General features: G+C 69.0%; 22 protein-coding genes and 7 tRNA genes. 4 read left to right on the top strand and 25 right to left on the bottom strand.

Annotated features, from left to right (window positions below):
* Window positions 1–7: 7 nt before the first annotated feature.
* The 15 genes from rpoC to rlmB form a co-directional block, all read right to left on the bottom strand.
* Window positions 8–4159: a DNA-directed RNA polymerase subunit beta' gene (gene rpoC, locus E6J59_06980; protein TMB21015.1), complete on the bottom strand. Its 4152-nt coding sequence runs from the start codon at window positions 4157–4159 to the stop codon at window positions 8–10.
* Window positions 4160–4307: 148 nt separating this feature from the next.
* Window positions 4308–8453, bottom strand: a complete 4146-nt coding sequence (gene rpoB, locus E6J59_06975) for a DNA-directed RNA polymerase subunit beta (GenBank protein ID TMB21014.1) — start codon at window positions 8451–8453, stop codon at window positions 4308–4310.
* Window positions 8454–8470: 17 nt separating this feature from the next.
* Window positions 8471–8857: a 50S ribosomal protein L7/L12 gene (locus E6J59_06970; protein ID TMB21013.1), complete on the bottom strand. Its 387-nt coding sequence runs from the start codon at window positions 8855–8857 to the stop codon at window positions 8471–8473.
* A gap of 43 nt (window positions 8858–8900) precedes the next feature.
* On the bottom strand, window positions 8901–9446 hold the full coding sequence (locus tag E6J59_06965) for a 50S ribosomal protein L10 (GenBank protein ID TMB21012.1): 546 nt from the start codon (window positions 9444–9446) through the stop codon (window positions 8901–8903).
* 10 nt (window positions 9447–9456) lie between these two features.
* Entirely contained in the window at window positions 9457–10164 is a 708-nt protein-coding gene (locus E6J59_06960) for a 50S ribosomal protein L1 (protein ID TMB21011.1), read from the bottom strand.
* An 8-nt stretch (window positions 10165–10172) separates the two neighbouring features.
* Window positions 10173–10595, bottom strand: a complete 423-nt coding sequence (gene rplK, locus E6J59_06955) for a 50S ribosomal protein L11 (protein TMB21010.1) — start codon at window positions 10593–10595, stop codon at window positions 10173–10175.
* Window positions 10596–10604: 9 nt separating this feature from the next.
* Complete coding sequence (gene nusG / locus E6J59_06950; protein ID TMB21009.1) at window positions 10605–11156, bottom strand: transcription termination/antitermination protein NusG; 552 nt, start codon at window positions 11154–11156, stop codon at window positions 10605–10607.
* Window positions 11153–11371 (bottom strand): preprotein translocase subunit SecE, encoded by a 219-nt coding sequence (gene secE, locus E6J59_06945; protein TMB21008.1) that lies wholly within the window; start codon window positions 11369–11371, stop codon window positions 11153–11155. Before secE ends, nusG begins: the two co-directional genes overlap by 4 nt.
* Window positions 11372–11383: 12 nt before the next feature.
* Window positions 11384–11457: transfer RNA gene (locus E6J59_06940), tRNA-Trp, on the bottom strand.
* Between the two features lie 32 nt (window positions 11458–11489).
* Window positions 11490–11642, bottom strand: a complete 153-nt coding sequence (gene rpmG, locus E6J59_06935; GenBank protein TMB21007.1) for a 50S ribosomal protein L33 — start codon at window positions 11640–11642, stop codon at window positions 11490–11492.
* A gap of 20 nt (window positions 11643–11662) precedes the next feature.
* Window positions 11663–11735: transfer RNA gene (locus E6J59_06930), tRNA-Thr, on the bottom strand.
* Between the two features lies 1 nt (window position 11736).
* A tRNA-Gly gene (locus tag E6J59_06925) sits at window positions 11737–11809 on the bottom strand.
* A 32-nt stretch (window positions 11810–11841) separates the two neighbouring features.
* Window positions 11842–11924, bottom strand: a tRNA-Tyr gene (locus tag E6J59_06920).
* Between the two features lie 23 nt (window positions 11925–11947).
* A tRNA-Thr gene (locus E6J59_06915) sits at window positions 11948–12022 on the bottom strand.
* A gap of 191 nt (window positions 12023–12213) precedes the next feature.
* Window positions 12214–12963, bottom strand: coding sequence for a 23S rRNA (guanosine(2251)-2'-O)-methyltransferase RlmB (gene rlmB, locus E6J59_06910; protein TMB21006.1), 750 nt, complete (start codon window positions 12961–12963; stop codon window positions 12214–12216).
* Here rlmB and lptF point away from each other — a divergent pair.
* Window positions 12962–14173: an LPS export ABC transporter permease LptF gene (gene lptF, locus E6J59_06905; GenBank protein TMB21005.1), complete on the top strand. Its 1212-nt coding sequence runs from the start codon at window positions 12962–12964 to the stop codon at window positions 14171–14173. The two genes, rlmB and lptF, sit on opposite strands and share 2 nt — an antisense overlap.
* On the top strand, window positions 13849–15267 hold the full coding sequence (lptG, locus tag E6J59_06900; protein TMB21004.1) for an LPS export ABC transporter permease LptG: 1419 nt from the start codon (window positions 13849–13851) through the stop codon (window positions 15265–15267). Before lptF ends, lptG begins: the two co-directional genes overlap by 325 nt.
* A 52-nt stretch (window positions 15268–15319) precedes the next feature.
* On the opposite strand, the gene E6J59_06895 is transcribed toward lptG, so the two are convergent.
* From E6J59_06895 to E6J59_06880, 4 genes are all read right to left on the bottom strand, one after another.
* Window positions 15320–16372 (bottom strand): N-acetyl-gamma-glutamyl-phosphate reductase, encoded by a 1053-nt coding sequence (locus E6J59_06895; protein TMB21003.1) that lies wholly within the window; start codon window positions 16370–16372, stop codon window positions 15320–15322.
* Window positions 16373–16433: 61 nt separating this feature from the next.
* The gene (rpsI, locus tag E6J59_06890) at window positions 16434–16835 is read right to left on the bottom strand and encodes a 30S ribosomal protein S9 (GenBank protein TMB21002.1); all 402 of its coding nucleotides are present in this window, start codon (window positions 16833–16835) and stop codon (window positions 16434–16436) included.
* Window positions 16836–16842: 7 nt separating this feature from the next.
* Complete coding sequence (gene rplM, locus E6J59_06885) at window positions 16843–17295, bottom strand: 50S ribosomal protein L13 (protein TMB21001.1); 453 nt, start codon at window positions 17293–17295, stop codon at window positions 16843–16845.
* A gap of 66 nt (window positions 17296–17361) precedes the next feature.
* Window positions 17362–17438: transfer RNA gene (locus E6J59_06880), tRNA-Asp, on the bottom strand.
* A gap of 166 nt (window positions 17439–17604) precedes the next feature.
* Here E6J59_06880 and E6J59_06875 point away from each other — a divergent pair.
* A complete protein-coding gene (locus E6J59_06875; GenBank protein TMB21000.1) occupies window positions 17605–19767 on the top strand; it encodes a hypothetical protein in 2163 nt (720 codons plus the stop codon).
* Between the two features lie 80 nt (window positions 19768–19847).
* On the opposite strand, the gene E6J59_06870 is transcribed toward E6J59_06875, so the two are convergent.
* Window positions 19848–19919, bottom strand: a tRNA-Val gene (locus tag E6J59_06870).
* A gap of 231 nt (window positions 19920–20150) precedes the next feature.
* On the opposite strand from E6J59_06870, the gene E6J59_06865 reads away from it, so the two are divergent.
* On the top strand, window positions 20151–20615 hold the full coding sequence (locus E6J59_06865; GenBank protein TMB20999.1) for a hypothetical protein: 465 nt from the start codon (window positions 20151–20153) through the stop codon (window positions 20613–20615).
* A 147-nt stretch (window positions 20616–20762) separates the two neighbouring features.
* On the opposite strand, the gene E6J59_06860 is transcribed toward E6J59_06865, so the two are convergent.
* From E6J59_06860 to tig, 5 genes are all read right to left on the bottom strand, one after another.
* Window positions 20763–21035 carry an HU family DNA-binding protein gene (locus E6J59_06860; GenBank protein TMB20998.1) on the bottom strand — a complete coding sequence of 91 codons (273 nt, stop codon included), beginning with the start codon at window positions 21033–21035 and terminating at the stop codon, window positions 20763–20765.
* Between the two features lie 61 nt (window positions 21036–21096).
* Window positions 21097–23562 (bottom strand): endopeptidase La, encoded by a 2466-nt coding sequence (locus E6J59_06855; GenBank protein ID TMB20997.1) that lies wholly within the window; start codon window positions 23560–23562, stop codon window positions 21097–21099.
* Window positions 23563–23577: 15 nt separating this feature from the next.
* Window positions 23578–24831, bottom strand: coding sequence for an ATP-dependent Clp protease ATP-binding subunit ClpX (gene clpX, locus E6J59_06850; GenBank protein TMB20996.1), 1254 nt, complete (start codon window positions 24829–24831; stop codon window positions 23578–23580).
* Between the two features lie 9 nt (window positions 24832–24840).
* Entirely contained in the window at window positions 24841–25449 is a 609-nt protein-coding gene (gene clpP / locus E6J59_06845; protein TMB20995.1) for an ATP-dependent Clp endopeptidase proteolytic subunit ClpP, read from the bottom strand.
* Between the two features lie 22 nt (window positions 25450–25471).
* A complete protein-coding gene (tig, locus tag E6J59_06840; GenBank protein TMB20994.1) occupies window positions 25472–26797 on the bottom strand; it encodes a trigger factor in 1326 nt (441 codons plus the stop codon).
* Window position 26798: the final 1 nt, after the last annotated feature.

Below are 26798 nucleotides of genomic sequence, written 5' to 3'. Positions count from 1 at the left end.
ACGCATCTCATCCGACCGCCTCCGGCGTCGCGCCCGGCGTGGCCTCCTCGGCCCCCTCCGGCTCGTCGGTGACCGCCTCCATCCCGCTGTACTTCGTCACCCCGCTGCCCGCCGGGATGAGCCGGCCCATGATGACGTTCTCCTTGAGCCCGACCAGGCGGTCGACCTTGCCGTTGATGGCGGCCTCGGTGAGGACCTTGGTGGTCTCCTGGAAGGAGGCCGCCGAGATGAAGCTCTCGGTCGACAGGCTCGCCTTGGTGATGCCGAGGAGCAGCGGCTCGGCCACCGCCGGCTGCCCGCCCTCCGCGGCCACCCGCTGGTTCTCGTCCTCGAAGCGCCACTTCTCCACCTGGTCGCCGATCAGGAAGTCGGTGTCGCCCACCTCCTTGATGCGCACGCGGCGGAGCATCTGGCGCACGATCACCTCGATGTGCTTGTCGTTGATGCGCACGCCCTGCAGGCGGTATATCTCCTGCACCTCGTCCACCAGGTACTTGGCGAGCGCCTTCTCGCCGAGGATGGTCAGGATGTCGTGCGGGTTCGAGCTGCCGTCCATGAGCGCCTCGCCCGCCTTCACGTAGTCGCCTTCGTGCACGCTGATGTGCTTGCCCTTGGGGATCAGGTACTCGCGTGCCTCGCCCACCTCGGGCGTGACCACCACCTTGCGCTTGCCCTTGGTGTCCTTGCCGAAGGAGACGATCCCGTCGATCTCGCTGATGACCGCGAACTCCTTCGGTTTGCGCGCCTCGAAGAGCTCGGCGACGCGCGGGAGGCCGCCGGTGATGTCCTTGGTCTTGGTAGTCTCGCGCGGCATCTTGGCGATCACGTCGCCCGCCGAGACCGTCTGCCCCTCGACGACGTTCAGGTGCGCGCCGACGGGCAGGAGGTAGCGCGCCTCGCCGGCGCCGATCCTCGCGGTCTGCCCGCTCTGGTCCTTGATCGACACGCGCGGCCGCTTGTCGACGTCCTTGGTGTCGACGATCACCTTGGTCGAGAGGCCCGTCCGCTCGTCGAGCTTCTCCTCCATGGTGACGCCTTCGAGGATGTCGCCGAACTTCACCGCGCCCGCCGACTCGGTGAGGATCGGGATGGTGTAAGGGTCCCACTCGGCGACCATCTCGCCGCTCTTCACCTTCTGGCCGTCGCGCTTCTTGAGCTTGGCGCCGTAGACGACGGGGTAGCGCTCACGCTCGCGCTCGCGGTTGGGCTCGGGGTAGTCGACGATCGCGATCTCGCCGTTGCGCTTGCTCATCACGATGAGATCGCCGTCCTTGCCCTCGACCGCCGCCAGGTTGATGAACTTGATGAAGCCCTCGTTGCGCGCCTCGAGCGTGGTCTGCTCGGCGCGCCGGCTCGCCGTGCCGCCGATGTGGAACGTCCGCATGGTCAGCTGCGTGCCCGGCTCGCCGATCGACTGCGCGGCAATCACGCCGATGGCCTCGCCCAGGTTCACCATGTGGCCGCGCGCCAGGTCGCGCCCGTAGCACTTGACGCACACGCCCTGGCGGGACTGGCAGGTGAGCACGGAGCGGATCTTCACGCGCTCGAGCCCGGCGTCCTCGATCTCGGCGACCTTCTCCTCGTCGATCTCCTCGTTCACCTGCACGATGACGCGGTTCGAGAACGGGTCGCGGATGTCCTCGAGCGCCACGCGGCCGAGCACGCGGTCGCCGATGCCCTCGATCACCTCGCCGCCCTCGACCAGCGGCGTCATCTCGATGCCGTCGAGCGTGCCGCAGTCCTCCTCCTGGATGATCGAGTCCTGCGCCACGTCGACCAGCCGGCGCGTCAAGTAGCCCGAGTTGGCGGTCTTGAGCGCCGTGTCGGCGAGCCCCTTGCGCGCGCCGTGGGTGGAGATGAAGTACTGCAGCACGGTGAGACCCTCGCGGAAGTTGGCGGTGATGGGGGTCTCGATGATCTCGCCCGAGGGCTTGGCCATGAGGCCACGCATGCCGGCCAGCTGGCGGATCTGCTGCGCGGAGCCGCGCGCGCCCGAGTCGGCCATCATGAAGATCGGGTTGAAGGACGGGATGCGGCGCACCTTGCCGGCCTGGTCGGGCACCTCCTGGGTGCCGAGCTCGCGCAGCATCTCGTCCGCGATCTGGTCCGTCACCTCGGCCCAGATGTCGACCACCTTGTTGTAGCGCTCGCCGTCGGTGATGAGGCCCTTGTTGTACTGGTCCTCGATCTCGCGCACGGCCGTGTGGGCCTCCTCGAGGAGCTGCTGCTTGCCGCCCGGGATGACCATGTCCTTGATGCCGATCGAGATGCCGGCCAGGGTGGCCTGTTCGTAGCCCAGGTCCTTCAGGCGGTCGGCGAAGATGACCGTCGCCTTGTTGCCGGCGCGCCGGTAGGCGAGGTCGATGAGCCACCCGAGCTCCTTCTTCTTCATCACCTTGTTGACTTCGGCGAAGGGGATCTCGTGGGGAACGATCTCGTAGAGGAGGACCCGGCCGACCGTCGACTCGACCAGCTGCCCGTTGCCGCCGGCGGCCGCCGGCACGCGCACCCGGATACGGGCCTGGAGCTCGAACTCGTCCTGGTCGTAGGCGATGCGGACCTCGTCGAAGTTGGAGAACGCCCGCCCCTCGCCCTTCGCGCCGAGCTTCTCGCGCGTCATGAAGTAGAGGCCGAGGACGATGTCCTGGGTGGGCACGATGATGGGCTTGCCGTGCGCCGGGGAGAGGATGTTGTTGGTCGACATCATGAGCGCACGCGCCTCGACCTGCGCCTCGACCGAGAGCGGCACGTGGACCGCCATCTGGTCGCCGTCGAAGTCGGCGTTGTAGGCGGCGCACACGAGCGGGTGGAGCTGGATCGCCTTGCCTTCGATCAGGATCGGCTCGAAGGCCTGGATGCCGAGCCGGTGGAGGGTGGGCGCGCGGTTCAGGAGGACCGGGTGCTCGCGGATCACCTCGTCCAGGATGTCCCACACCTCGGGCCGCTCCTTCTCGACCATCTTCTTCGCGCTCTTGATGGTCGTGACGAAGCCGCGCTCCTCGAGCTTGTTGTAGATGAAAGGCTTGAACAGCTCGAGCGCCATCTTCTTGGGGAGCCCGCACTGGTGGAGGCGGAGCTCCGGGCCGACCACGATCACCGACCGGCCCGAGTAGTCGACGCGCTTGCCGAGGAGGTTCTGGCGGAAGCGGCCCGACTTGCCCTTGAGCATGTCGGAGAGCGACTTGAGCGGGCGCTTGTTCGGACCGGTGATCGCCCGCCCGCGGCGCCCGTTGTCGAAGAGGGCGTCGACCGCCTCCTGCAGCATCCGCTTCTCGTTGCGGATGATGATGTCGGGGGCGTTGAGCTCCATCAGGCGCTTCAAGCGATTGTTGCGGTTGATGACGCGCCGGTAGAGGTCGTTCAGGTCCGAGGTGGCGAAGCGGCCGCCGTCGAGCGGGACGAGCGGCCGGAGATCGGGCGGGATCACCGGGATGACCTCGAGGATCAGCCACTCCGGCCGGTTCCCCGAGTTCTTGAAGGCCGAGATGACCTTCAAGCGCTTCGAGATCTTCTTCCGCCGCGCCTCGCTGGTCGCCTCCTTCATCTCGACGCGCAGGTCGACGAAGAGCTTGTCGACGTCGAGCTTCTTGAGCAGCTCGCGGATCGCCTCCGCGCCCATGCCGGACCGGAAGGCGTCGGGCCCGTGCTCCTCGACGAGTTTGCGGTAGCGGGCCTCGGAGAGGAGCTCGCGCTCCTGGAGGGGCGTCGTGCCCGGGTCGACCACGACGTAGGACTCGAAGTAGAGGATCTTCTCGAGCTCCTTGAGCGTCATGTCGAGCAGCGTGCCGATGCGCGACGGCAGGCTCTTCAGGAACCAGATGTGGGCGACGGGCGTGGCCAGGTCGATGTGGCCCATGCGCTCGCGCCGGACCTTCGACTGGATGACCTCAACGCCGCACTTCTCGCACACCACGCCGCGGTGACGCATGCGCTTGTACTTGCCGCAGTTGCACTCGTAGTCTTTGGTCGGGCCGAAGATCTTGGCGCAGAAGAGGCCGTCCCGCTCCGGCTTGAAGGTGCGGTAGTTGATGGTCTCGGGCTTCTTCACCTCGCCGTGCGACCAGGAGCGGATCTTGTCCGGCGACGCGAGCGAGATCCGGATGGCGTTGAAGCTGAGCGGGTTCTTCGGCTTCTCGAAGAGACTGAACAGATCTTCCATCATTGTTTGACTCCCCTGGGGGCCCGTCCAGTGCTCGCGTGACTGACGCCGCGCTGCGCGCTTCCGATGTCCCCAGACCGACTCCCGCGCGGCTCCCGCCGCAGGCAGCTCGAGCGCTCTCGGCTCGGCCTCCCCATCATTCCAATGTTCACGAGCCGCGGTCCTCGGGGCGGTCCTCGGTCAGCTCCATGTCGAGCGCCAGGCTCTGGAGTTCCTTCACCATGACGTTGAAGGACTCGGGCAGCCCCGGCTCGAGGACGTTCTCGCCCTTCACGATCGCCTCGTACATGCGCGTGCGGCCTGCCACGTCGTCGGACTTGACGGTCAGCATCTCCTGCAGCGAGTACGCGGAGCCGTAGGCCTCGAGCGCCCACACCTCCATCTCGCCGAGGCGCTGGCCGCCGAACTGGGCCTTGCCGCCGAGCGGCTGCTGGGTCACCAACGAGTAGGGGCCGGTCGAGCGCGCGTGGATCTTGTCGTCGACCAGGTGGTGCAGCTTCATCATGTACATCATGCCGACCGTCACCTCGTGCGCGAACGGCTGGCCGGTGCGGCCGTCGTAGAGGCGGGTCTGGCCGTTGGCGGGGAGGCTCGCACGCGCGAGGAGCTTGAAGATCTCCTCCTCGGAGGCGCCGTCGAACACGGGCGACGCGACGTGGATCCCCCGCGAGGCCTTGCGCGCCAGCTTGACGACGTCGTCGTCACCGAGCGCGTCGACGAAGTCGCTGGCCTCCCTCGCGCCGTAGAGCTCCTTCAGTTTCTTGCGCAGCGCCTCGACGTTCGGCCGCCCGTTCTCCTCGAGCTCCTGCGCGATCTGGCGCCCGAGCTCCCGCGCCGCCCAGCCGAGGTGGGTTTCGAGGATCTGGCCGACGTTCATCCGGCTCGGCACCCCGAGGGGATTGAGCACGATGTCGACCGGCGTCCCGTCCGTCAGGTACGGCATGTCCTCCTCGGGCAGCAGGCGCGAGAGGACGCCCTTGTTGCCGTGGCGGCCGGCCATCTTGTCGCCCACCTGGAGCTTGCGCTTGATGGCGACGAACACCTTCACCATCTTGATCACGCCCGGCGGGAGCTCGTCGCCGCCCTTGAGCCGCTCGATCTTCTCGCCGAAGGCAACCTTGATCAGATCGATCTGCTCCTGCATCCCCTCGACCAGGCGCGAGAGGTCGTCCTCCACGCGCTCGTCGCCGACCTTGATGTCGCCCCAGTAGTTGGGCGGCATCTGCGCCAGCACGTCGGCCGTGACCTCGACGCCCTTGTTCAGGAGGACCTTGCGCGAGTCGTCCGTGAGCCGCACCGCGGTCTGCTTCCCCTGGAGGAGCTCGAGCACCTTCCGGCCCGCGCTCTCGCGAATGATGCGGATCTCGTCCTGCTGGTCCTTGCGCAGCTTGGCGATCTCCTCCTCCTCGATCACGCGGGAGCGCTCGTCCTTCTGGATGCCCTTCCGGGAGAAGACCCGAGCATTGATGACCGTGCCCTCGACGCCGGGCGGGACGCGCAGACTCGTGTCGCGTACCTCGCCCGCCTTCTCGCCGAAGATGGCACGCAGGAGCTTCTCCTCGGGCGAGAGCTGCGTCTCGCCCTTGGGCGTGATCTTGCCGACCAGGATGTCGCCCGGCTTCACCTCCGCACCGATGCGGATGATGCCGGACTCGTCGAGGTCCTTGAGTGCCTCGTCGCCGACGTTCGGGATGTCGCGCGTGATCTCCTCGGGGCCGAGCTTGGTGTCGCGCGCCACGCACTCGAACTCCTCGATGTGGACCGAGGTGAAGAGGTCGTGCTTCACCACCCGCTCGGAGATGAGGATCGAGTCCTCGAAGTTGTAGCCGCCCCAGGGCATGAAGGCGACGAGCACGTTGCGCCCCAGGGCCAGGTCGCCGAGCTCGGTCGAGGGGCCGTCGGCGATCACGTCGCCCGCCCGCACATGGTCGCCCACCACCACGATCGGGCGCTGGTTCATGCAGGTGTTCTGGTTCGAGCGCTGGTACTTGACGAGGTTGTAGATGTCGACGCCGGGGTCGCGGCCGTCCTGGGCGGGCCGGTCGGCCTTGACCACGATGCGCGTCGAGTCGACCTGCTCGACGACGCCGTCGCGCCGGACGACGACCGTGACGCCGGAGTCGCGCGCCACCACCCGCTCCATCCCCGTGCCGACCAGCGGCGCGTCCGTGCGCAGGAGGGGCACCGCCTGGCGCTGCATGTTGGAGCCCATGAGGGCGCGGTTGGCGTCGTCGTTCTCGAGGAACGGGATGAGCGAGGCCGCCACCGACACGAGCTGGTTCGGCGACACGTCCATGAACTCGACCTGCTCCGGGCGCACCATGGTGAACTCGCCGCCGATGCGCGACGAGATCAGGTCGGCAGTGAAATGGCCCCGCGCGTCGAGCGGCGCGTTCGCCTGCGCGATCGTGTGCTCCTCCTCCTCGAGCGCCGAGAGGTAGACGATCTCGTCGGTCACCCGCCCTTCCTTGACGCGCCGGTACGGCGTCTCGACGAAGCCGAACTCGTTCACGCGCGCGTAGGTCGAGAGGGACGCGATGAGGCCGATGTTCGGGCCTTCCGGCGTCTCGATCGGGCACACGCGGCCGTAGTGGGTGGGGTGCACGTCGCGCACCTCGAACCCCGCGCGCTCGCGCGTGAGGCCCCCCGGGCCGAGGGCGGAGAGGCGGCGCTTGTGCGTGATCTCGGAGAGCGGGTTCGTCTGGTCCATGAACTGCGAGAGCTGCGAGGACCCGAAGAACTCCTTGATGACGGCCGATACCGGCTTGTAGTTGATGAGCTCCTGCGGCATCAGCGTCTCGATGTCCTGCAGGCTCATGCGCTCCTTGATGGCCCGCTCCATGCGCACCAGGCCGATGCGGTACTGGTTCTCGACCAGCTCGCCGACGGCGCGCACGCGGCGGTTGCCCAGGTGGTCGATGTCGTCGATCTGGCCGTTGCCGTTCTTGAGCTCGATGAGATAGCGAACGACCTCCAGGATGTCCTCGCGCCGGAGCGTGCCCTGGTCGAGGGGGACGTTCAGCTTGAGCTTGTGGTTGAGCTTCAGCCGGCCCACGCGCGAGAGGTCGTAGCGCTCGGGATTGAAGAAGAGGTTGTTGAAGAAGGCGGTTGCCGTCTCGGGGGTGGGCGGGTCGCCCGGGCGGAGCCGGCGGTAGATCTCGAGGATCGCGTCCTCGGGCTTCTCGATCTTGTCCTGGAGGAGCGTGTTGCGGAGCGAGGGGCCGATGTGGGTGTCGTCGAGGAAGAGGACCTCCACCTTGCTGATGCCGCGCTGGCGGAAGAGCTCGAGCTTCTCGTCGGTGATCTCCTCGTTGGTCGCGAGCAGGATCTCGTTCGTCTTCGGGTCCTTGACGTCGTGCGCCGCGACCCGACCGAGCACCTCCTCGAGGGCGATGGGAATCTGCTCGATGCCGGCCTGCTCCATCTGGCGGAGCGCCGCCCGGGTGAACTTGCGGCCCTCCTTGACGATGAGCTCGTTGCTCTGCGGGTTGCGGAGGTCGCGGGTCGCCTTCACGCCCACCAGATGGTCGGGCACGAAGCGCTTCGCGGCCTTGCGGCCGTCGAGGATGATGGTGTCCTTGCGGTAGAAGTAGTTGAGCAGGTCCTCGGCGGTCATACCGAGCGCGCGCAGGAGCACGGTGGCGTGGAACTTCCGCCGCCGGTCGATGCGCACGTAGAGGATGTCCTTGGGGTCGAACTCGAAGTCGATCCAGGAGCCGCGGTACGGGATGATGCGCGCCGAGTAGAGGAGCTTCCCGCTGGCGTGGGTCTTTCCCTTGTCGTGATCGAAGAAGACGCCCGGCGAGCGATGAAGCTGGGATACGATGACCCGTTCCGTGCCGTTGATCATGAACGTCCCGTGGCGGGTCATGAGCGGGATCTCGCCGAAGTAGACCTCCTGCTCCTTGACGTTCTTGATGGAGCGAACCCCGCTCTCCGGGTCGACGTCCCAGATGACGAGCTGAACCGTGACCTTGAGCGGGGCCGCGAACGTCATCCCCCGCTGGTGGCACTCCTCCACGTCGTACTTGGGCTCGGAGAGCGTGTAGCTCACGAACTCGAGGGAGGCGGTTTCGTTGAAGTCCTTGATCGGGAAGACCGACTTGAAGACCGCCTGCAGCCCCTGGTCCTTGCGGGCCTCGGGGGCCACGTCCTTTTGCAGGAACTCCTCGTAGGAGCGCTTCTGGATCTCGATCAGGTTCGGGATGTCGATGATCTTCTTGATGCGCCCGAACGTCCGCCGGAAACGGAGGTTGTTCGGAACGCGGGACACTGCCGACGCCGTCGTGCTCATCGCGTCTCCTGGCTCGCTCACTTCAGCTCCACGCTGCCGCCCGCGTCTTCGAGCTTCTTCTTGATCGCCTCGGCCTCGGCCTTCGGCACGCCCTCCTTGACCGGCTTGGGCACCCCGTCGACCAGGTCCTTTGCCTCCTTGAGGCCGAGCCCGGTGAGCTCGCGCACCACCTTGATGACCTGGATCTTCTTGTCGCCGGCCCCGGCGAGGACGACCGTGAAGTCCTCCTTCTCCGGCACGGCGGCCGCGGCGCCGCCGGCCGCGGCCGGCCCGCCCGCGGCCACCGCCACCGGGGCCGCCGCCGACACGCCGAGCTCGGACTCAAGCTCCTTCACGAGCGTAGCCGCGTCCATCAGGCTCATGTTCTTCAAGAAGTCCTTCACCTGCTCGCGCGTCACTTCCATCGATTTGCCCTTCCCTCCGGCTGGAGCCGTTCTCCGCGCCGCCCTACGAGGCCGCGCTTGCGTCGGACACGCCCGGCTGGGCGCGCTTGCCTATCCGATCCACGAGCCGCGCCAGGCGAGCCGCGGGCTCGTTCAGGGTGCGCAGGAGCTGGACCGCCGGCACCTGCAGGAGGCCCAGGAGCTGCGCCAGCACCACCTCGCGCGAGGGCAGCGTCGCGAGCGCCTTCACCTCGGACGGCGGCAGCACCAGACCGTCGAGCACCGCGCCTTTGATCGCGAGCTTGGGAGCCTCCTCCGCGAACCTGACCGTCAGCTTGGCGACCACGACCGGGTCCTTGAAGCCGAGGATCAGCGCCAGCGGGCCCTGCAGCATGGGCCCGAGCTTCTCGTAGCGCGACGCCTCGACCGCCCGCCTGGCGAGCGTGTTCTTCGCCACCCGACAGCGGCCCTCCGCCGCCCGCACCGCGCGCCGGAAGCGGTCGAGCTGCCCCGCCGTCAGCCCGCGGTACTCGGCCAACACGGCCACGGTCGCACGCCTGAGGTCGTCCTCCAGCTCGTGCACCCGGTCGATCTTCTCTGCCCTCTTCATGCTCCCGTCCTCACGCCGCGGCGCGCACGGTCGCGGGATCGATGCGGATGCCCGGCCCCATGGTGGTGGAGACCGCGACGGACTGCATGTAGTGACCCTTGGCGGCCGCCGGCTTGGCGCGCAGCAGGCTCGTGAGCAGCGCCTGCGCGTTCTCGAGCAGGCGCTCCGCGCCGAAACTGCGCTTGCCGATGGCCACGTGGACGATGCCCGCCTTCTCCACCCGGAACTCGACCTTACCCGCCTTGACCTCGCGCACCGCTCTTCCGATGTCGAAGGTGACGGTACCGACCTTGGGGTTGGGCATGAGACCGCGCGGGCCGAGGATCTTCCCGAGGCGGCCGACCACGCCCATCATGTCCGGGGTGGCGATGGCGGTGTCGAAGTCGAGCCACTGCTCGTCCTGGATCTTCTTGGCCAGGTTCTCGGCGCCGACGTGGTCCGCCCCGGCGGCCTCCGCCTCCTTGGCCTTGTCGCCCTTGGCGAACACCAGCACGCGGACGCTCTTCCCGGTGCCGTGCGGCAGGACGACCGTCCCGCGCACGTTCTGATCCGCCTGGCGCGGATCCACCCCGAGCTTCACCGCCAGCTCGACCGTCTCGTCGAACCTGGCCGCGCCCTCGGCCGCCAGCAGCGCGCGGATCGCCTCGTCGAGCGGATAGCGCCGCGCGCGGTCGATGCGCGCGGCGGCCGTCTGGTAGCGCTTGCTTCGCTTCGCCATCGTCGCCCCTAAACCACGTCGAGGCCGAGGCTGCGGGCGGTGCCCTCGACCGTCTTGATCGCCGCCTCCAGGCTGGCCGCCGTCAGGTCGGGCATCTTGATGCGCGCGATCTCCTCGACCTGCTGGCGGGTCACCTGGCCCACCTTCAGCTTCCCCGGCTCGCTGGAGCCCTTCTCGATCCCCGCCGCGCGCTTCAGGAGCACCGCCGCCGGCGGCGTCTTGGTGATGAAGGTGAAGGAGCGGTCGGCGTAGACCGTGATGATGACCGGGATGACGAGCCCCCCTTGGGCCTGCGTCTGAGCGTTGAACGCCTTGCAGAACTCCATGATGTTCACGCCGCGCTGCCCGAGCGCCGGCCCGACCGGCGGGCTCGGGTTCGCCTGCCCGGCCGGGATCTGGAGCTTGATCTCCGCGATGACCTTCTTGGCCATGGGTCGTTCTCAGGCCTTCTCCACCTGCACGAAGTCGAGCTCGACGGGCGTGGCGCGTCCGAAGATGCTGATCAGCACGCGCAGCTTCCCCTTGTCCGGCTTGACCTCCTCCACCACGCCGTTGAAGTCCTGGAAGGGGCCGTCGATCACCTTCACCTGCTCGCCCTGCTCGAAGAGGACCTTGGGCTTCGGCTTGACCGCCCCCTCGGCCATCTGCTGCGTGATCTCGCGCACCTCGGCCTCGGAGATGGACGGGGTCGAGCTCGGATCGGTCGCGCCGCCGAGGAAACCGGTCACCTTGGGCGTCGACTTGACGATGTGCCAGGTCTCGTTGTTGAGCTTCATGTTGACGAGGATGTAGCCGGGGAAGAACTTGCGCGACGAGGTCTTCTTCTTCCCCTTGACCAGCTCGACCACCTTCTCCGACGGCACCAGGATCTCGCCGAACAGCTCCGGCTTGCCGAGCCCGCGGATGCGCTCCTCGAGCGCCGCCTTCACCTTGTGTTCGTAGCCGGAGTATGTGTGCACCACGTACCAGCTCCGCTCGTCCTCTGCCGTCATGACGGCTTGAGCGCCCATTGAACGAGCCAGGCAAGCGCCGCGTCGACCACCCCGAGGTAGAGCGCGACGATGACCACGCCGATGATGACGACCACCGTCGCCGCCTGCGTCTCCTTGCGGTTCGGCCAGTGCACCTTCTTGAGCTCGATCCAGCACTCCTCCAGGAACTGGCGGGAGCGCGTGACCGGTTGCTTGAGCGATTCGAGAGCGTTCATGGCGTCAGGACGCGGGTCAGGCAGGATTCGAACCTGCAACCCCCGGATTTGGAGTCCGGTGCTCTAGCCGTTCGAGCTACTGACCCGGCAGGCCGGGACCGCCGCCCGGCTCGCGCTCCTAGACCTTCCCCTCCTTGTGGAGCGTGTGGCTCCGGCACGCCGGGCAGAACTTCTTCAGGGCGAGCTTGTCCGTCGTCAGCTTCTTGTTCTTCGTGCTGGTGTAGTTCTTCCGCTTGCACCCGTCGCACACGAGCGTGATCAGATCGCGCATCTAGCTCTCCCGGCGCCCGAAGCCCACGACCGGATTCGAACCGGTGACCTCTTCCTTACCAAGGAAGTGCTCTGCCGCCTGAGCTACGTGGGCAAGCGGGAGACGGGAATCGAACCCGCGACCCCGAGCTTGGAAGGCTCGCGCTCTACCACCTGAGCTACTCCCGCGCCGCATGTTCTCGTCGTTCTGCCGTGGCGAATGGAGAGGGGAGGATTCGAACCTCCGTAGGCATTCGCCGGCAGATTTACAGTCTGCTCCCTTTGGCCACTCGGGTACCTCTCCGCATCGGCTCCGACTCCCGCGGCTGGAGCCGATGGTCGGAGTCGAACCGACGACCTGCTGATTACAAGTCAGCTGCTCTACCCCTGAGCTACATCGGCGGGCCACACCACCCCTCCGGCGCGAGCCAGCGTTCCAGAACTTTCCCGCGCAACCTCCTTGGCCGCGTCCCGGGCCGTGCGGCGGGACCCGGCAGTGGCGGGGAGCACGCCCCCGTCCGTGAATGACCGTAAACGCGCATTCTTACTCTCGGCAAGAAAGGCTGTCAAGGAACGAACGCGCGGAAACGGAGTTATGAACCGCGCCGCCGAGCGGTCAGCTCGTAGAGCGCGATCGCGACCGCCACCCCGACGTTGAGCGAGTCGATGCCGGGCGCCATCGGGATGTACGCCATGAAGTCGCAGGTCCGGCGCACGAGCGGTCGGAGCCCCTCGCCCTCCCCGCCGGCCGCCAGAGCGGGGCGGGCCGGAGGCTCCAGGCGCGCCAGCGGCGTCCCGCCCCGGGGCGAGAGCCCTACCAGCCAGAAGCCCGCCGCCTTGAGCGCCTCCATGGCCCGCACCAGGTTGGGGACCTGGACCAGCGGGAGCCCGAAGAGGAGGCCCGCGGACGCGGCGGCCACCACCGAGGTGACGCCGGCGCTCCGATCGCGGGGCAGGACGACCCCACCCACGCCGAGGGCGCGGGCCGTGCGCAGGATGGCCCCCAGGTTGCGCGGGTCCTGGATGCCGTCGAGCACGAGGGCGCTCGTGCAGCTCGGGGCGAGGAGCCGCTCGAGCGGCGCGTAGACGAAGGGAGGCGTGACCGCGACGGCCCCCTGATGGTGCGGCGAGCCGGCCAGCCGCTCGAGCGCCGCCCGCTCCCCGGTCTCCACCCGCACGCCGCGCGCCCGCGCGGCGGCGGAGACCTCGGCCTCGCGCGGCCCCCGTCCAAGACAGAGACGATCGACCGGCCCGCCGCTGCGCAGCAGCTCGAGCACCGCGTTCGCGCCGTAGACGACCAGCGGCGCCTCGGGCCCGCTTCGGGTTGTCCGGGGCCGGGTCATCGGCTACACGGCGGTTGTGGGAAAGATCGTCCACCGCTACGTCTTCCGCGAGATCCTGGTGCCATTCCTCTTCGGCCTCTCGCTGTTCACCTTCACCCTGCTGATCGCCCGCCTGCTCAAGCTGATCGAGCTGGTCGTGACCCGCGGGGTCCCGGTCCTGAACATCTTGAAGCTGCTCAGCTACATCATGCCGGCCTTCCTCGAGGTCACCGTGCCGATGGCGATGCTGCTCGCCATCCTGGTCGCCTTCGGCCGTCTCTCCGCGGATTCCGAGATGGTGGCGCTGCGCAGCTCGGGGTTGAGCCTCTATCAGCTGATCGCACCGGTCGCCATCTTCGCGCTCCTCGCCACCGCGGCGACCGCCGCGCTTTCGCTCTGGGCCCGGCCGTGGGGCAACCGCGCGCTCAAGACGGCCCTCTTCGACCTGGCCCGCGCGCGCGCGAGCGCGGGCATCAAGGAACAGATCTTCAACGACGACTTCCCGGGGCTGGTGATCTACACCGAGCACACCGACGCGACCAACGACCGCCTCCGGCACGTGCTCATCTCCGACGAGCGCGACAGCACCCAGCACAACACGATCTTCGCCCGCGAGGGGGCCATGGTCTCCAACCCGGCGACGCAGGCGGTGACGCTCCGCCTGCGCGACGGCTTCATCCACACCACCGACGGACGCGCGGGCACGGAGTACCAGACCCACTTCCAGTTCTACGACGTCAACCTCGACCTGCGCCAGATGATCGAAGGCGCGCGCCAGCGCGAGCGCGACCCCAAGGAGCTGACGCTCGCGCAGCTCGGGCGATCGATCGTCGCCAAGCGCGCGGCCGAGCTCCCGTTCATCCCGGAGCTGGTCGAGTACCATCGCAAGTTCTCGATCCCCTTCGCGTGCATCGTGTTCGCCCTGGTCGCCGTGCCGCTCGGCGTGCAGCCGGTCCGCGCCGCCCGCTCGCGCGGCTTCACCCTGAGCCTGGTCATGATCTTCGCCTACTACGTCCTCCTCTCGTTCGGGCAGGCGCTGGCCGAGCAGGCGCTCGTGTCCGCGGCGGTCGGGCTCTGGCTGCCGAACGCGGTCTTCGCGGCGCTCGGCGCCTACCTCTTCGAGCGCGCCGCCCGCGAGCGGACGCTGGACCAGCTCGAACGCTTGCAGAGCGGGCTCGCCGCCCTGCGCGACTGGCTGCTCGGGCGCCTCGGCGCGGAGGCCGCGCCGTGAGCGCGGCCCGGCGCCTCCTCCTCCCCGTCGTGGGCCGCCATCTCGTGCGCGAGTTCCTGGCGCCGTTCGCGCTCAGCCTGGCCGGGTTCGTCGTGATCTACATCACGGCCGAGTTCTTCGACCGCCTGGACAGCTTCCTGCGCCACGACGTCGGCAGCGGGGCGATCGTGCGCTACTTCGTCTTCAAGCTGCCGCTGGTGGTGACGCAGGTGACACCCTTCGCCGTGCTGGTCGGCGCCCTGGTCGGCCTGGGGCTCCTGGCGCGCCAGAACGAGTTCGTGGCGCTCCGGGCCTGCGGCGTCAGCGCCTGGCAGATCGCGACGCCGCTCCTCGTCCTCGCGGCCCTGATCAGCGCCGGCGCCTTCACCTGGAACGAGATAGTCGTGCCGTACAGCGCCCACCGCTGGCACGAGATCGAGAACCTCGAGATCAAGCGGCGCGGCCCGGCCAGCGTATTCGCGGGCCGCGAGATCTGGTTCCATGGGCGCGCCGGCTTCTACAACATCGACCGCGTGTCGCCGCGCAAGAAGACGCTCTGGGGCCTCGCCGTCTACCAGCTCGACCCCGATTTCCGGCTCACGCGGCTGATCGAGGCCGACTCCGCCACCTGGGACGGCACGCGCTGGCAGCTGAGCGGTGCGCGCACGCTCGAGTTCACCGCGGACGGCACGCGCCAGCGGCAGGCCGCGCCGCCCGGCTTCACCATCCCCGAAACGCTCGAGGACTTCCGCGCCGTGTCGGTCGAGCCGGAGGAGCTGAGCTACGGAATGCTGCGCCGCCAGATCAAGGACCTCCGCCGCAAGGGGGTCGACACGCACGAGAGCCTGGTCGATCTCCACCTGAAGCTCGCCTTCCCCGCGGCGAGCCTCATCATGATGTTGCTCGCCGTGCCCCTCGCGGCGGCCGGGACACGCGTCACCAGCTTCGCCGCGAGCGTCGGCCTCGGGCTGGCCGTCGGCTTCGCCTACTTCTTCCTGGTCGCCTTCACCCGCCCGCTCGGCCAGACCGGCTCGCTACCCCCCGCGCTGGCGGCGTGGACCGCCAACGTCGTCTTCGCGCTGGTCGGCGGCTTCTACCTGCTCGGCACGGAGTGAAGGAGGCCCACTGGACGGACCCCCGGACCCGTTGGGGACGGCCCGAGAGGCCTCACGGCACCAGCGCGGGCGCCTCGAGCCCCGTGGTCTCGGGGAGGTCGAGAATCACGTTGAGGCACTGCACCGCCTGGCCCGAGGCTCCCTTGCCGAGGTTGTCGATGGCCGTCACCACGATCGCCTGACCCGAGGCGCCGTCCCAGCGCCAGCCGATGGCGCAGCGGTTGGTGCCGCGCACGTCCCGCAGCTCGGGCGGCGCGTCCTCGCCGCGCAGCACGACGAACGGCTCGCCGTCGTACGCGCCCTGGAAGAGCTCCGCGAGCCGCGGCCGCGCGCCCCCGGTGCGGACGTACATGGTGCAGAGCAGGCCGCGGCTCAGCGGCAGCAGGTGGGGCACGAAGAGGGCCCCTCGGGCGGCCCCCGCTGCGCGCAGCTCCTGGTCGATCTCTGGCCCGTGGCGGTGCTCGCCGATCGCGTAGGGCCGGAAGTTCTCGTTCACTTCGGCGAAGAGCTGGTCCACCTTCACGCCGCGTCCGGCGCCGGTGGTGCCGGACTTGGCGTCGATGACGACGGGCTCGCGCAGCAGTCCGGCCCGCGCCAGCGGCACGAGCCCGAGGAGCGCGCCGGTGGGATAGCAGCCGGGACAGGCCACGATGCGGGCCGCGCGCAGACGCGCCCGGTACAGCTCGGGCAGGCCGTACACCGCCTCCGCGAGCAGCTCGGGCGCCGGGTGGGGCGTGTACCAGCGCGTGTACACGGCCGCGTCGCGCAAGCGGAAATCGGCGGAGAGGTCGATCACGCGGCGGCCGCGCCGGACGAGCTCCGCCACGACCGGCGCGGCCGCCCCGTGCGGCAGCGCCGTGAACACGATCTCGGCGGCGGCCGCGACCTCCGCAGGCTCGGGCGCCCGCAGCGGCGTTTCCACGATCCCGGTGAGGAAGGGGTAGACGTCCGCGGCGCGCCGGTCGCGGTACTGCTCCGAGGAGAGGAAGGCGAGCTCGACGGCGGGATGCCGCGCGAGCAGGCGCAGCAGCTCCACGCCCGTGTAGCCGGTCGCGCCGAGCACGGCGACCGGCACGCGCGTCGCCGGCGCCCGGCTCGCCTCCATGGCCGCGCACAGTATGCGACGAGGGCGCCGGGCGCAACGACGCGCGCGGCCGGGCGGCGACTCAGCGCTTCGAGTACTGCGGCCGCTTGCGCGCCTTGTGGCGCCCGTACTTCTTGCGCTCGACCTCGCGCGGATCGCGCGTGACGAAGCCGGCCTTCCTGAGCGGCACGCGCAGCGCGGGGTCGGCCTCGAGCAGCGCGCGCGTGATGCCGTGGCGGATCGCCACCGCCTGCGCCGACACGCCGCCCCCCTGGACGCTCACGTCGACACGATACTGGCCGGCGGTCGAGGTGACCTCGAAGGGCTGGTGCACGATCATGCGCGAGGTCTCGCGCCCGAAGTAGGCCTCGAGCGGGCGCGCGTTCACCACGATCTCGCCTGCCCCCGGCTGGAGGCGAATGCGGGCGACGGAGGACTTCCGCTTGCCGGTCGCCCAGATGACGGAGGCTCGGTCGGGACTCATCGGCTTCTCACCTGCTCTCGGGCATCGGCACCGGCTTCTGCGCCTGGTGCGGATGGTCGGGACCCGCGTAGACCTTGAGCTTGGTCGCCAGGCGCCGGCCGAGGCGGTTCTTCGGCAGCATGCCGACGACAGCGTCGCGCACGAGGCGGATCGGATGCCGGGCCAGCACCTCGCCCGCGCGCGCCCGCCGCACGCCGCCCGGATAGGTCGTGTGACGGATGTACTCCTTCTTCTCGAGCTTCTCGCCCGTCAGCCGGATCTTGGCCGCGTTGACGACGACCACGAAGTCGCCCGCGTCGAGGTGCGGCGAGAACCCCGGGTTGGTCTTCCCTCGCAGCATCGACGCGACCCGGGAAGCGAGGCGGCCGAGGACCTTACCCTCGGCGTCGGCGACGTACCAGCGGCGCGCGGCGCGCGCCGCCTCGGTGCTGAGGCTCCTGGTGGTTCGGGTGAGGGACATCGGCGTCAGGCGCAAGGCAGCGACGGGACCCGCGGACAACCGTCGCTGCCGGGGTCCCGCCGCAAGTGGCGGGGCCGACGAGACTCGAACTCGCGACCTCCTGCGTGACAGGCAGGCGTTCTAGCCAACTGAACTACGACCCCGTGAATCCCGCAGCTCGGCACCGGGTGCTCCTAGCGTAGTGCCGGGCGTCTTGCAATCGGCGGCCGCGCCCACGGTGGCGTCGCGCCGCCGCGTCTCGCGACGGCAGGTTGAGCCAGCCGCGGTCGTCGCGCTAGAAGCGACCGGAGCCGGCCGAAACGTGCTCGGATGACCTGCCCGCGCTGCCAGCACCTGAACCGCCGGGAGGCTGCGTTCTGCGCGGAGTGCGGGGCGAGGCTCGCGATTGTCTGCCCCGGCTGCGGCGGGGCGCTCCAACCGGGCGCGAAGTTCTGCGACGCCTGCGGGAAGCCGGCCGCGGCGCATGCAGACGTCGCCGCGCGTAGCCCTCGCACCTACACCCCGAAGCACCTCGCCGAGCGGATCCTCACCTCGCGCGGCGCCCTCGAGGGCGAGCGCAAGCAGGTGACGGTGCTCTTCGTCGACGTGCAGGGTTCGATGGAGCTGGCGGCGCAGGTCGATGCGGAAGAGTGGCACCGGATCATGGACCGCTTCTTCACCGTCCTTGCGGAGGGGGTGCACCGATTCGAGGGTACGGTGAACCAGTTCACCGGCGACGGGATCATGGCGCTCTTTGGCGCGCCGCTCGCCCACGAGGATCATGCGCGCCGCGCCTGCTACGCGGCGCTGCATCTGGCCGAGGCGCTCGGGCGCTATGCCGGCGAGCTGCGTCGGAAGGGAGGCCTCAACTTCACCGTGCGCATGGGGCTCAACTCCGGCGAGGTGGTGGTCGGCAAGATCGGCGACGACCTCCGCATGGACTACACGGCTCACGGTCAGACCGTGGGGCTCGCGGCGCGCATGGAGCAGCTCGCCGAAGCCGGGCGAATCTACCTCTCGGAGCACACGGCCCGCCTCGTCGCGGGCCTGTTCCGTCTCCGGGACCTGGGAGAATTCACCGTGAAGGGCGTCCCCGCGGCGCTTCGCATCCACGAGCTGGAGGGTGTCGGCCCCTTGCGAACGCCTCTCGACGTCTCCCGCGCGCGCGGGTTCTCGCGCTTCGTCGGCCGCGACGAGGAGCAGGCGATGCTCGAGGCGGCGCTCGGGCGAGCACTCGCCGGTAGCGGCCAGGTCGTCGGCGTCGTAGCCGAGCCGGGGGTCGGCAAGAGCCGACTCTGCCACGAGTTCGCCGAGCGCTGCCGGGCGCGGGGCATCCCGGTGCACGAGGCGCACGCCGTCGCGCACGGGATGATGGTGCCGTTGGTCCCGGTGCTGGAGTACCTGCGTGGCTATTTCGGCATCGCCGGGCCGGACCCGCCCCAGGTCGCGCGCGAGAAGATCGCCGGCCGGCTCCTCCTGCTCGACCCCGAGCTGGTCGATGGCCTGCCGCTCCTCTTCGACCTCCTTGGCGTCCCCGATCCCGAGAATCCCATCCCGCCTGGCGACGCGGAGGAGGAGCGGCGCCGGCTCTTCTCGGCCCTGCGGCGCGTGGTGCACGCCCAGAGTCACCGCGAGCCGGGAGTGAGTCTGATCGAGGACCTGCACTGGATCGATGACGCGAGCGAGGCCGTCGTGGAGAACTGGGTCGAGGCAGTCGGTGGGACGCGCACCCTCCTCGTGGTGAACTTCAGGCCCGGGTACCACGCCGGATGGATGCAGCGGTCATACTACCAGCAGCTTTCGTTGCTGCCGCTCGGGCCGGAGGCCATGGCGGAGATGCTCCGTGAGCTGCTCGGCACGCACCCATCGGTGGCGGACGTCGCGCGGAGCATCCGCGAGCGTGCCGCCGGGAACCCGTTCTTCGTCGAGGAGATCGTGCAGGCATTGGCGGAGACGGGGACCGTGGTGGGCGCAAAGGGGGCGTACCGCCTCGCCGGCTCCACGTTTGCGCTCGCGCTGCCGGCCACGGTCCAGGCCGCGCTCGCGGCTCGTATCGATCGTCTGGCGGAGCGCGAGAAGGAGGTTCTCCAGACGGCTGCGGTGATCGGCAAGGAGTTCCCCGAGCCGGTCCTGCGACATGTGGCCGCGCTGTCCGAGGCAGATCTCGCGGCCGCCCTGCGGGCGCTGGTCACCGCCGAGTTCATCCACGCGACGGCGCTCCACCCCGAGGCCGCATACGCCTTCAAGCACCCGCTGACCCAGGAGGTGGCGTACCACTCGCAGCTTGGCGACGGGCGTGCCCGGCTGCATGCCGCAGTGGCCGCCGCCCTCCAGGAGCTGCGCTCCGACCGACTCGGCGAGTCCGCCTCGCTCATCGCGCATCACTGGGAAGCCGCGGGCATGCGCTTCGAGGCGGCACGCTGGCACCGTCGCGCCGCCCTCAAGGTGTCGAGCATCCGCGTCGGAGGCTGGCGGCGGACCCGGGACGGGTGACCAAACCCGGCAGGCGCGCGTTATCGACCACCACCATCAGCCCGGTGCGGCGGACCTGACCGCTCGGACCGGACCAGCAGTGGGCGGTGCCGGGATCGAACCGGCGACCCCCGGCTTGTAAGGCCGATGCTCTCCCGCTGAGCTAACCGCCCATACCCCTTGGATAGGCGCAGTTACCGGCATCGGTCGCCGATCGCAAGCGCGCTTCTCCGCTGGCGTGTCAGGGGCAGCGGCACCACCTTGCGGCGCGCTCCCGGGTTGCGCACGTACGTGCGCGCGGCTGCGAGGCGCTCGCGGAGCTTCTCGACGTCGGCCAGGTTGTGATTCTGCCTCGCGCTCCCCCTTTGCTTTTCAGCTGGTCGGCGTTAGAACCCGTGCCGCGCGTGCCGAGCAAGCCCGTCCAGGTGCCGAGAGCGGCGCTCCTGATCGCGCTGGTCGCCTTCTTCGCGGGACGCCCCGCGGCGGTGAGCGCGTCGCCCGAGGCCGTCACCATCGTGCGGGACGCCTACGGCGTGCCCCAGAGCCGGTGGCGGATGCCGGCCCTCCTCGAGAGCTACCGGGACCTGGGCGCGATCAGCCCGCTCTTCGGGCCCACCATGATGGAGCGCGAGAATCGCGGCTCCTTCAACCTCGTCACCGAGCTCGGCCAGCCGGTGCGCGGCGAGATCATCGTTCCTCCCGGCGAGTCGGCGACATTCACCGGGGCGGACCTGGGACACGAGCCGCCGCACCTGCGCGACCAGCTCCCGCTGTACGAGGCGTTCCAGTACCGCCGGCAGCCGTTCACGGAAGCGGACCTCGAGGCGCCGCTTGCCATGGAGACGATCCCGGTAACGAGGCGCCGCTGATTGCGGCGCGGGGCGCTCACGCGCCTTGCCGATGCTCCGCAGTCGGCGGCGAGGCGCGCGGCCTGCGGTGGGAGGCCGATGCTCCCCCGCTGGGCTGACCGCCCGCGGTCGGTGTGCGCGTGCCCGCCCGGCGGGCCCGCGAGCGTGTCAGTTGAGCTGGTCCTTGAGCGTCTTGCCGGCCTTGAACTTCGCCGACTTGGAAGCCGCGATCTGGATGGTCTCGCCCGTCTTGGGGTTGCGGCCGGCGCGGGCCTTGCGCGCCGAGACGGCAAACGTGCCGAAGCCCGAGATGTTCACCTTGTCGCCGTTGCGGAGGGCGGCGACGATGTCGTCGAAGATCATGTTGACGGCCCGCTCGGCCTGGCCTTTCGGCAGGTCCAGCTTGCTCGCCATTCCGTCGATCAGGTCGGCCTTCGTCATGCCCCCTCCCCTAAGTCCGGCCCTTGCGCGCCGGCCGCTTTAGCAACCGACCTGTGCGGTGTCAATGCGTGACGATGTCGGGCGCGTCGGGCGATCCCGCCGCCTGGAAGGTCGTCGGCATCTCCTCGGCGGGCGGTGTCCCGGGCCTCTTCGGGTAGTTCTCCGGGTCCGCGAGCACGAGCGCCTTGCGCAGCACCTGGTCCATGTGCTCGACGAGCTCGATCTCGATCGACTTGAGGATGACGGCCGGTATCTCCCGGACGTCCTTCTCGTTTTCCACCGGGATGAGGACCTTCTTGATGCCGCCCCGGTGCGCCGCCAGGACCTTCTCCTTCAAGCCGCCGATGGGCAGCACGTTCCCCCGGAGCGTCACCTCGCCCGTCATGGCGAGGTCGTGCCGTACCGGGATGCGGGTCAGCGCGGAGACCAGGGCGGTCGCCATGGTGATGCCCGCCGACGGCCCGTCCTTGGGGATGGCGCCCTCCGGGATGTGAATGTGAATGTCGATCTTCTGGTAGAAGTCGCGCTCGAGCCCGAGCTCCTCGGCGCGTGAGCGGACGTAGCTCATCGCCGCCTGCGCCGACTCCTGCATCACCTCGCCCAGGCGGCCGGTGATCAGGAGCTTGCCCTTGCCGGGCATGATCTGCACCTCGGTGGCGAGCAGCTCGCCGCCCAGGTCGGTCCACGCCAGCCCGGTCGCCACGCCGATCTTGTGCTCGACCTCCGCCTTCCCGAAGCGGTAGCGCGGCGGACCGAGATAGGTGGACAGGGTCTTCGCCGACACGCGGATGCGGGCGTTGCGGTCCTTCTTCACCACCTCGACCGCGACCTTGCGACACACGCTGGCGATCTCGCGCTCGAGGTTCCGGACCCCCGCCTCCTTCGTGTAGTGGCGGACGATCGACATGAGCGCCGAGTCGGAGAGGGCGATGTTCTCGGGCTTCAAGCCGTTCGCCTCCTGCTGCTTCGGGATCAGGTAGCGCTTGGCGATGTTCAGCTTCTCGAGCTCGGTGTAGCCCGCGATGCGGATGATCTCCATCCGGTCCTGGAGCGGGCGCGGGATGCGCTCGAGCGTGTTCGCGGTGGTGACGAACATGACCTTCGAGAGATCGTAGTCGACGTCCAGGTAGTGGTCGTTGAAGGTGCTGTTCTGCTCGGGGTCGAGGACCTCGAGGAGGGCCGACGACGGATCCCCCCGGAAGTCGGTGGACATCTTGTCCACCTCGTCGAGCAGGAAGACCGGGTTGCCCGAGCCGGCGCGCTTCATGCACTGGATGATCTTGCCCGGCAGCGCGCCGATGTAGGTGCGGCGGTGGCCGCGAACCTCGGCCTCGTCGCGCACGCCGCCCAGTGACACGCGCACGAACTTCCGGCCGGTGGCGCGCGCGATCGACTTGCCGAGCGACGTCTTGCCCACCCCGGGGGGCCCGACCAGGCAGAGGATCGGCCCCTTGGTGTGACCGACCAGGCTCTGCACCGCGAGGTACTCGAGGATGCGCTGCTTCACCTTGTCGAGGCCGAAGTGGTCGTCCTCGAGGACCTTCTCCGCGTCCTTGATGTCGAGCTTGTCCTCCGTGTACTCGTGCCACGGCAGCGAGATGAGCCAGTCGATGTAGTTGCGGACGACGGTCGCCTCGGCGGACATGGGCGACATCATCTTGAGCTTCTTCAGCTCCTTCTCCACCTTCTCGCGCGCCTCCGCCGACATCTTCTTCTGCTTGATCTTCTCTTCCAGCTCCTGGATCTCGTTCTTGAACTCGTCCTTCTCGCCGAGCTCCTTCTGGATCGCGCGCATCTGCTCGTTGAGGTAGTACTCCTTCTGGGTCTTCTCCATCTGCTTCTTGACTCGCGTACGGATGCGCTTCTCGACCTCGAGGATCTCGATCTCGGACCGCATGAACCCGAGGACCTTCTCCAGGCGCTCGGCCGGGTTCGTCATCTCGAGGAGCGTTTGCTTGTCCTCGAGCTTGATGCCGAGGTGGGCGACGATCGTGTCGGCGAGCCGCGCGGGATCGTCGATCGAGGAGACCGACATGATCATCTCGGGCGGGACCTTCTTGTTGAGCTTCACGTAGTTCTCGAAGGTGGCATTGACGCTGCGGATCAGGGCCTCGACCTCGGTCGACTTGGTGCAGACCTCCTCGATGGCCTCGGCCTCGACCAGGAAGTACTCGGCGTTGCTCAGGTAGCGCGTGACGCGCGCCCGCTTCTTGCCCTCGACCAGCACCTTGACGGTACCGTCGGGCAGGCGCAGCAGCTGCACCACGGTGCCGAGCGTGCCGACCCGGTAGATGTCGTCCTCGGTGGGATCGTTGGTCTTGGCGTCCTTCTGCGCCGCGAGGAGGATGAACTTCTGCTTGTTCATCGCCTCCTCGAGGGCGCGGATCGACTTCTGGCGCCCGACGAAGAGCGGCACCACCATGTGCGGGAAGACGATGATGTCCCGCAGCGGCAGGAGCGGCACGCGGAGCCCGGCCGTCTGGGGCTGCGGCTCGCGCGGGTCCCGTTTCTCGTTCCGGAAAAGCATTCGTCCCCCGTTCCCTTACGCGGTCTCGGCCGCCTTCTGGAAGAGGATGATCGGCTGCTCCTTATTAGTGACGACCTCTTCCGAGATGAGGACCTCCTTGATGTTCGGCTGGGATGGGATGTCGTACATCACGTCGAGCATGATGTTTTCCATGATGGCGCGCAGCCCGCGGGCCCCGGACTTGCGCTTGAGCGCCTCGCGCGCGATCGCCGCGAGGGCGCCGTCGGTGAAGCGGAGGTGCACGCCCTCCATCTCGAAGAGCTTCTGGTACTGCCGGGTGAGGGCGTTCTTCGGCTCCTTCAGGATGCGGACCAGCGCCGTCTCGTCGAGCTCCTCGAGCGTGGCGATGACCGGGAGCCGCCCCACGAACTCGGGGATCAGCCCGAACTTGAGCAGATCCTCGGTCTGCACCTCGTGCAGGAGGTCGCTCATGCTGCGCTCGTCCTTGCGGCGTATATCGGCACCGAAGCCCATTCCCTTGACCCCGATGCGCCGGCGGATGATGTCGTCGAGCCCCACGAAGGCCCCCCCGCAGACGAACAGGATGTTGGTCGTGTCGACCTGCAGGAACTCCTGCTGGGGATGCTTGCGGCCGCCCTTGGGCGGGACGCTGGCGGTCGTCCCTTCGATGATCTTGAGCAGCGCCTGCTGCACGCCCTCGCCAGACACGTCGCGCGTGATCGAGGGGTTGTCGCCCTTGCGCGCGATCTTGTCGATCTCGTCGATGTAGACGATGCCGCGCTGGCACTTCTCGACGTCGTAGTCCGCGTTCTGGAGGAGCGAGAGGATGATGTTCTCGACGTCCTCGCCGACGTAGCCGGCCTCGGTCAGGCTGGTGGCGTCGGCGATCGCGAACGGCACCTGGAGGAAGCGGGCAAGCGTCTGCGCCAGCAGCGTCTTGCCGCAGCCGGTCGGCCCGACGAGCAGGATGTTCGACTTCTGCAGCTCGACGTCACCCGTCACGAGCTGCGAGTCGATGCGCTTGTAGTGGTTGTGGACCGCCACCGCGAGGATCTTCTTGGCGCGCTCCTGCCCGATCACGTACTGGTCGAGGACCTTCTTGATCTCGGACGGCTTCGGCACCGCCGAGGTGGAGGAGAGAGTCTCCTCCTGGTCGACCTCCTCCGCGATGATGTCGTTGCAGAGGTCGATGCACTCGTCGCAGATGTAGACCGTGGGGCCGGCGATCAGCTTGCGGACTTCGTCCTGGCTCTTGCCACAGAACGAGCAGACGAGGTTGCCCGTGCGATCGTCACCGTGCTTCGCCATGAGGCCCCCCTACGCCTTCGTGAGCTTGCCCGGCCGGGTCACGATGACCTCGTCGACGAGTCCGTACTCGACCGCCTGCTTGCCGGTCAGGAAGAGGTCCCGGTCGGTGTCCTTCTCGATCTTCTTGAGGCTCTGCCCGGTGTGCTTGACCAGGATGTTGTTCATCTGCTCGCGCAGCCGGATGATCTCGCGCGCCTGGATGTCGATGTCGGCCGCCTGGCCCTGCACCCCGCCGAGCGGCTGGTGGATCATGATACGGGCGTGGGGCAGCGCGAAGCGCTTGCTCTTGGTCCCCGCCGCGAGCAGCCACGCGGCCATGCTGGCCGCCTGCCCCACGCACAGGGTCGCCACCTCGGGCTTGATGTACTGCATGGTGTCGTAGATCGCGAGGCCGGCGGTCACCGAGCCCCCCGGAGAGTTGATGTACATGTAGATGTCCTTCTCCGGGTCCTCGGACTCGAGGAAGAGGAGCTGGGCCACGACCAGGTTGGCGAGGTCGTCCCCGATCGGGGCACCCAGGATCACGATCCGGTCGCGCAGGAGGCGCGAGTAGATGTCGTAGGCCCGCTCGCCGCGACCGGTCTGCTCGATGACGATGGGAACGAGATTGGCGTGCATGGGCGGGGCCGCTTCGTCGCTGCTAGCGCGGATTGTACCGGGTTTGGTTTTCATGGGCAACGCTTTCCGCCGGTGATGACGGCATGACTCTTGCAGCAGCGAGCACCCCTGCAAGGGCGCGATCACGCACCAGCTTCGCCCGCAGCGCGGCGCGCGCCTCGGGACGCTCGTAGAAGGCGCGCACGCGCTCAACCACCTGCCGCTCGCGCGCCGCGATGCCATCGACCTCCGCATGGAGCTCGTCGTCGTTCACCGCGATCCCGTCGCGCGCCGCGAGCGCGTCGAGCAGGAGCTCGGTCCGCACCTGCCGCTCCGCGCGCGGCCGGAGCTGCTCCCGGAGGCGCGCGAGCGCCTGCTCGCGCTCCGCGCCCTCGGGCAACCGGAGGTCGAGGGTCTGAAGGAGCGCCTCGGTCCGGCGCTCGACGAGCGTCGAGGGCACGTCGAAGGTGTGGCGCGCGAGCAGCTGATCGATGAGCGCCTCGCGAACGGCGGCGTCCGCGCGCGTCGCGGCTTCCTGCTCGAGGTCCGCCCGCACACGCGCGCGCAGCGCCGCGAGCGACTCGCACTTGCCGTGGTCGCGGGCGAAGTCGTCGTCGAGCGGCGGCAGCTCCTTCACCCGCAGCTCCTTGACCTCCACCTCGAACTCGGCGGTCTTCCCGGCGAGCCCCGTGTTGGGATGGTCCGCGGGATACGGGACGCGCAGCGCGAGCCGGGCGCCGCGGCTCTGGCCCACGAGCTGGCGCTCGAGGGCGAGCGGGAAGCTGCCCGAGCCCGCCTCGAGGAGGACGCCCTCGCGGCGCACGGGCTCGCCGCCCTCGAGGCGGCTGGTCAGGTCGACGAGCACCACGTCCCCCGCTTCGACCCGTGCGCGGTCCTCCACCGGGCGGAGCTGGGCGACGGACTCCCTCAGCCCGCCGATGGTCTGCTCGACGTCCGCGTCGCTCACGCGCGTCGCGGGCCGCACGACCTGAAGGCCGCCCAAGTCGCCGAGCGCGATCGCGGGGCGCACCTCGACGGTGGCCGAGTAGCGCAGCGCCGCGCCCGGCGTGATCGGCTCTGCGTCGATGTCGGGGGTGCCGACGACCGCCAGCCCGTGCGTCTCGACCGCACGATGAAAGGAGGCCTCCACCAGCCGCCCCAGCACCTCGCGCCGCACCTCCTCGCCGAACGCGCGCTCGAGCACGGGGCGGGGGGCCTTGCCCGGGCGGAAGCCGCGCAGCCGCGCCCGCCGACCGACCTCGTGGAAGGTGCGGTCGAGCTCGGCCTGCACCGCGGCCGCGGGCACCTCGACCTCGAGGCGCTTGCGGACCGGGGTCAGGTCCTCGAGCGTCGCCGTGGACTGGTCCATC

The sequence above is a fragment of the Deltaproteobacteria bacterium genome (assembly GCA_005879795.1).
Lineage (GTDB): Bacteria > Desulfobacterota > Binatia > DP-6 > DP-6 > DP-6.
The sequence above is the reverse complement of the archived record's forward strand: the minus strand, read 5'-3'. Positions and strand labels throughout refer to the sequence as shown.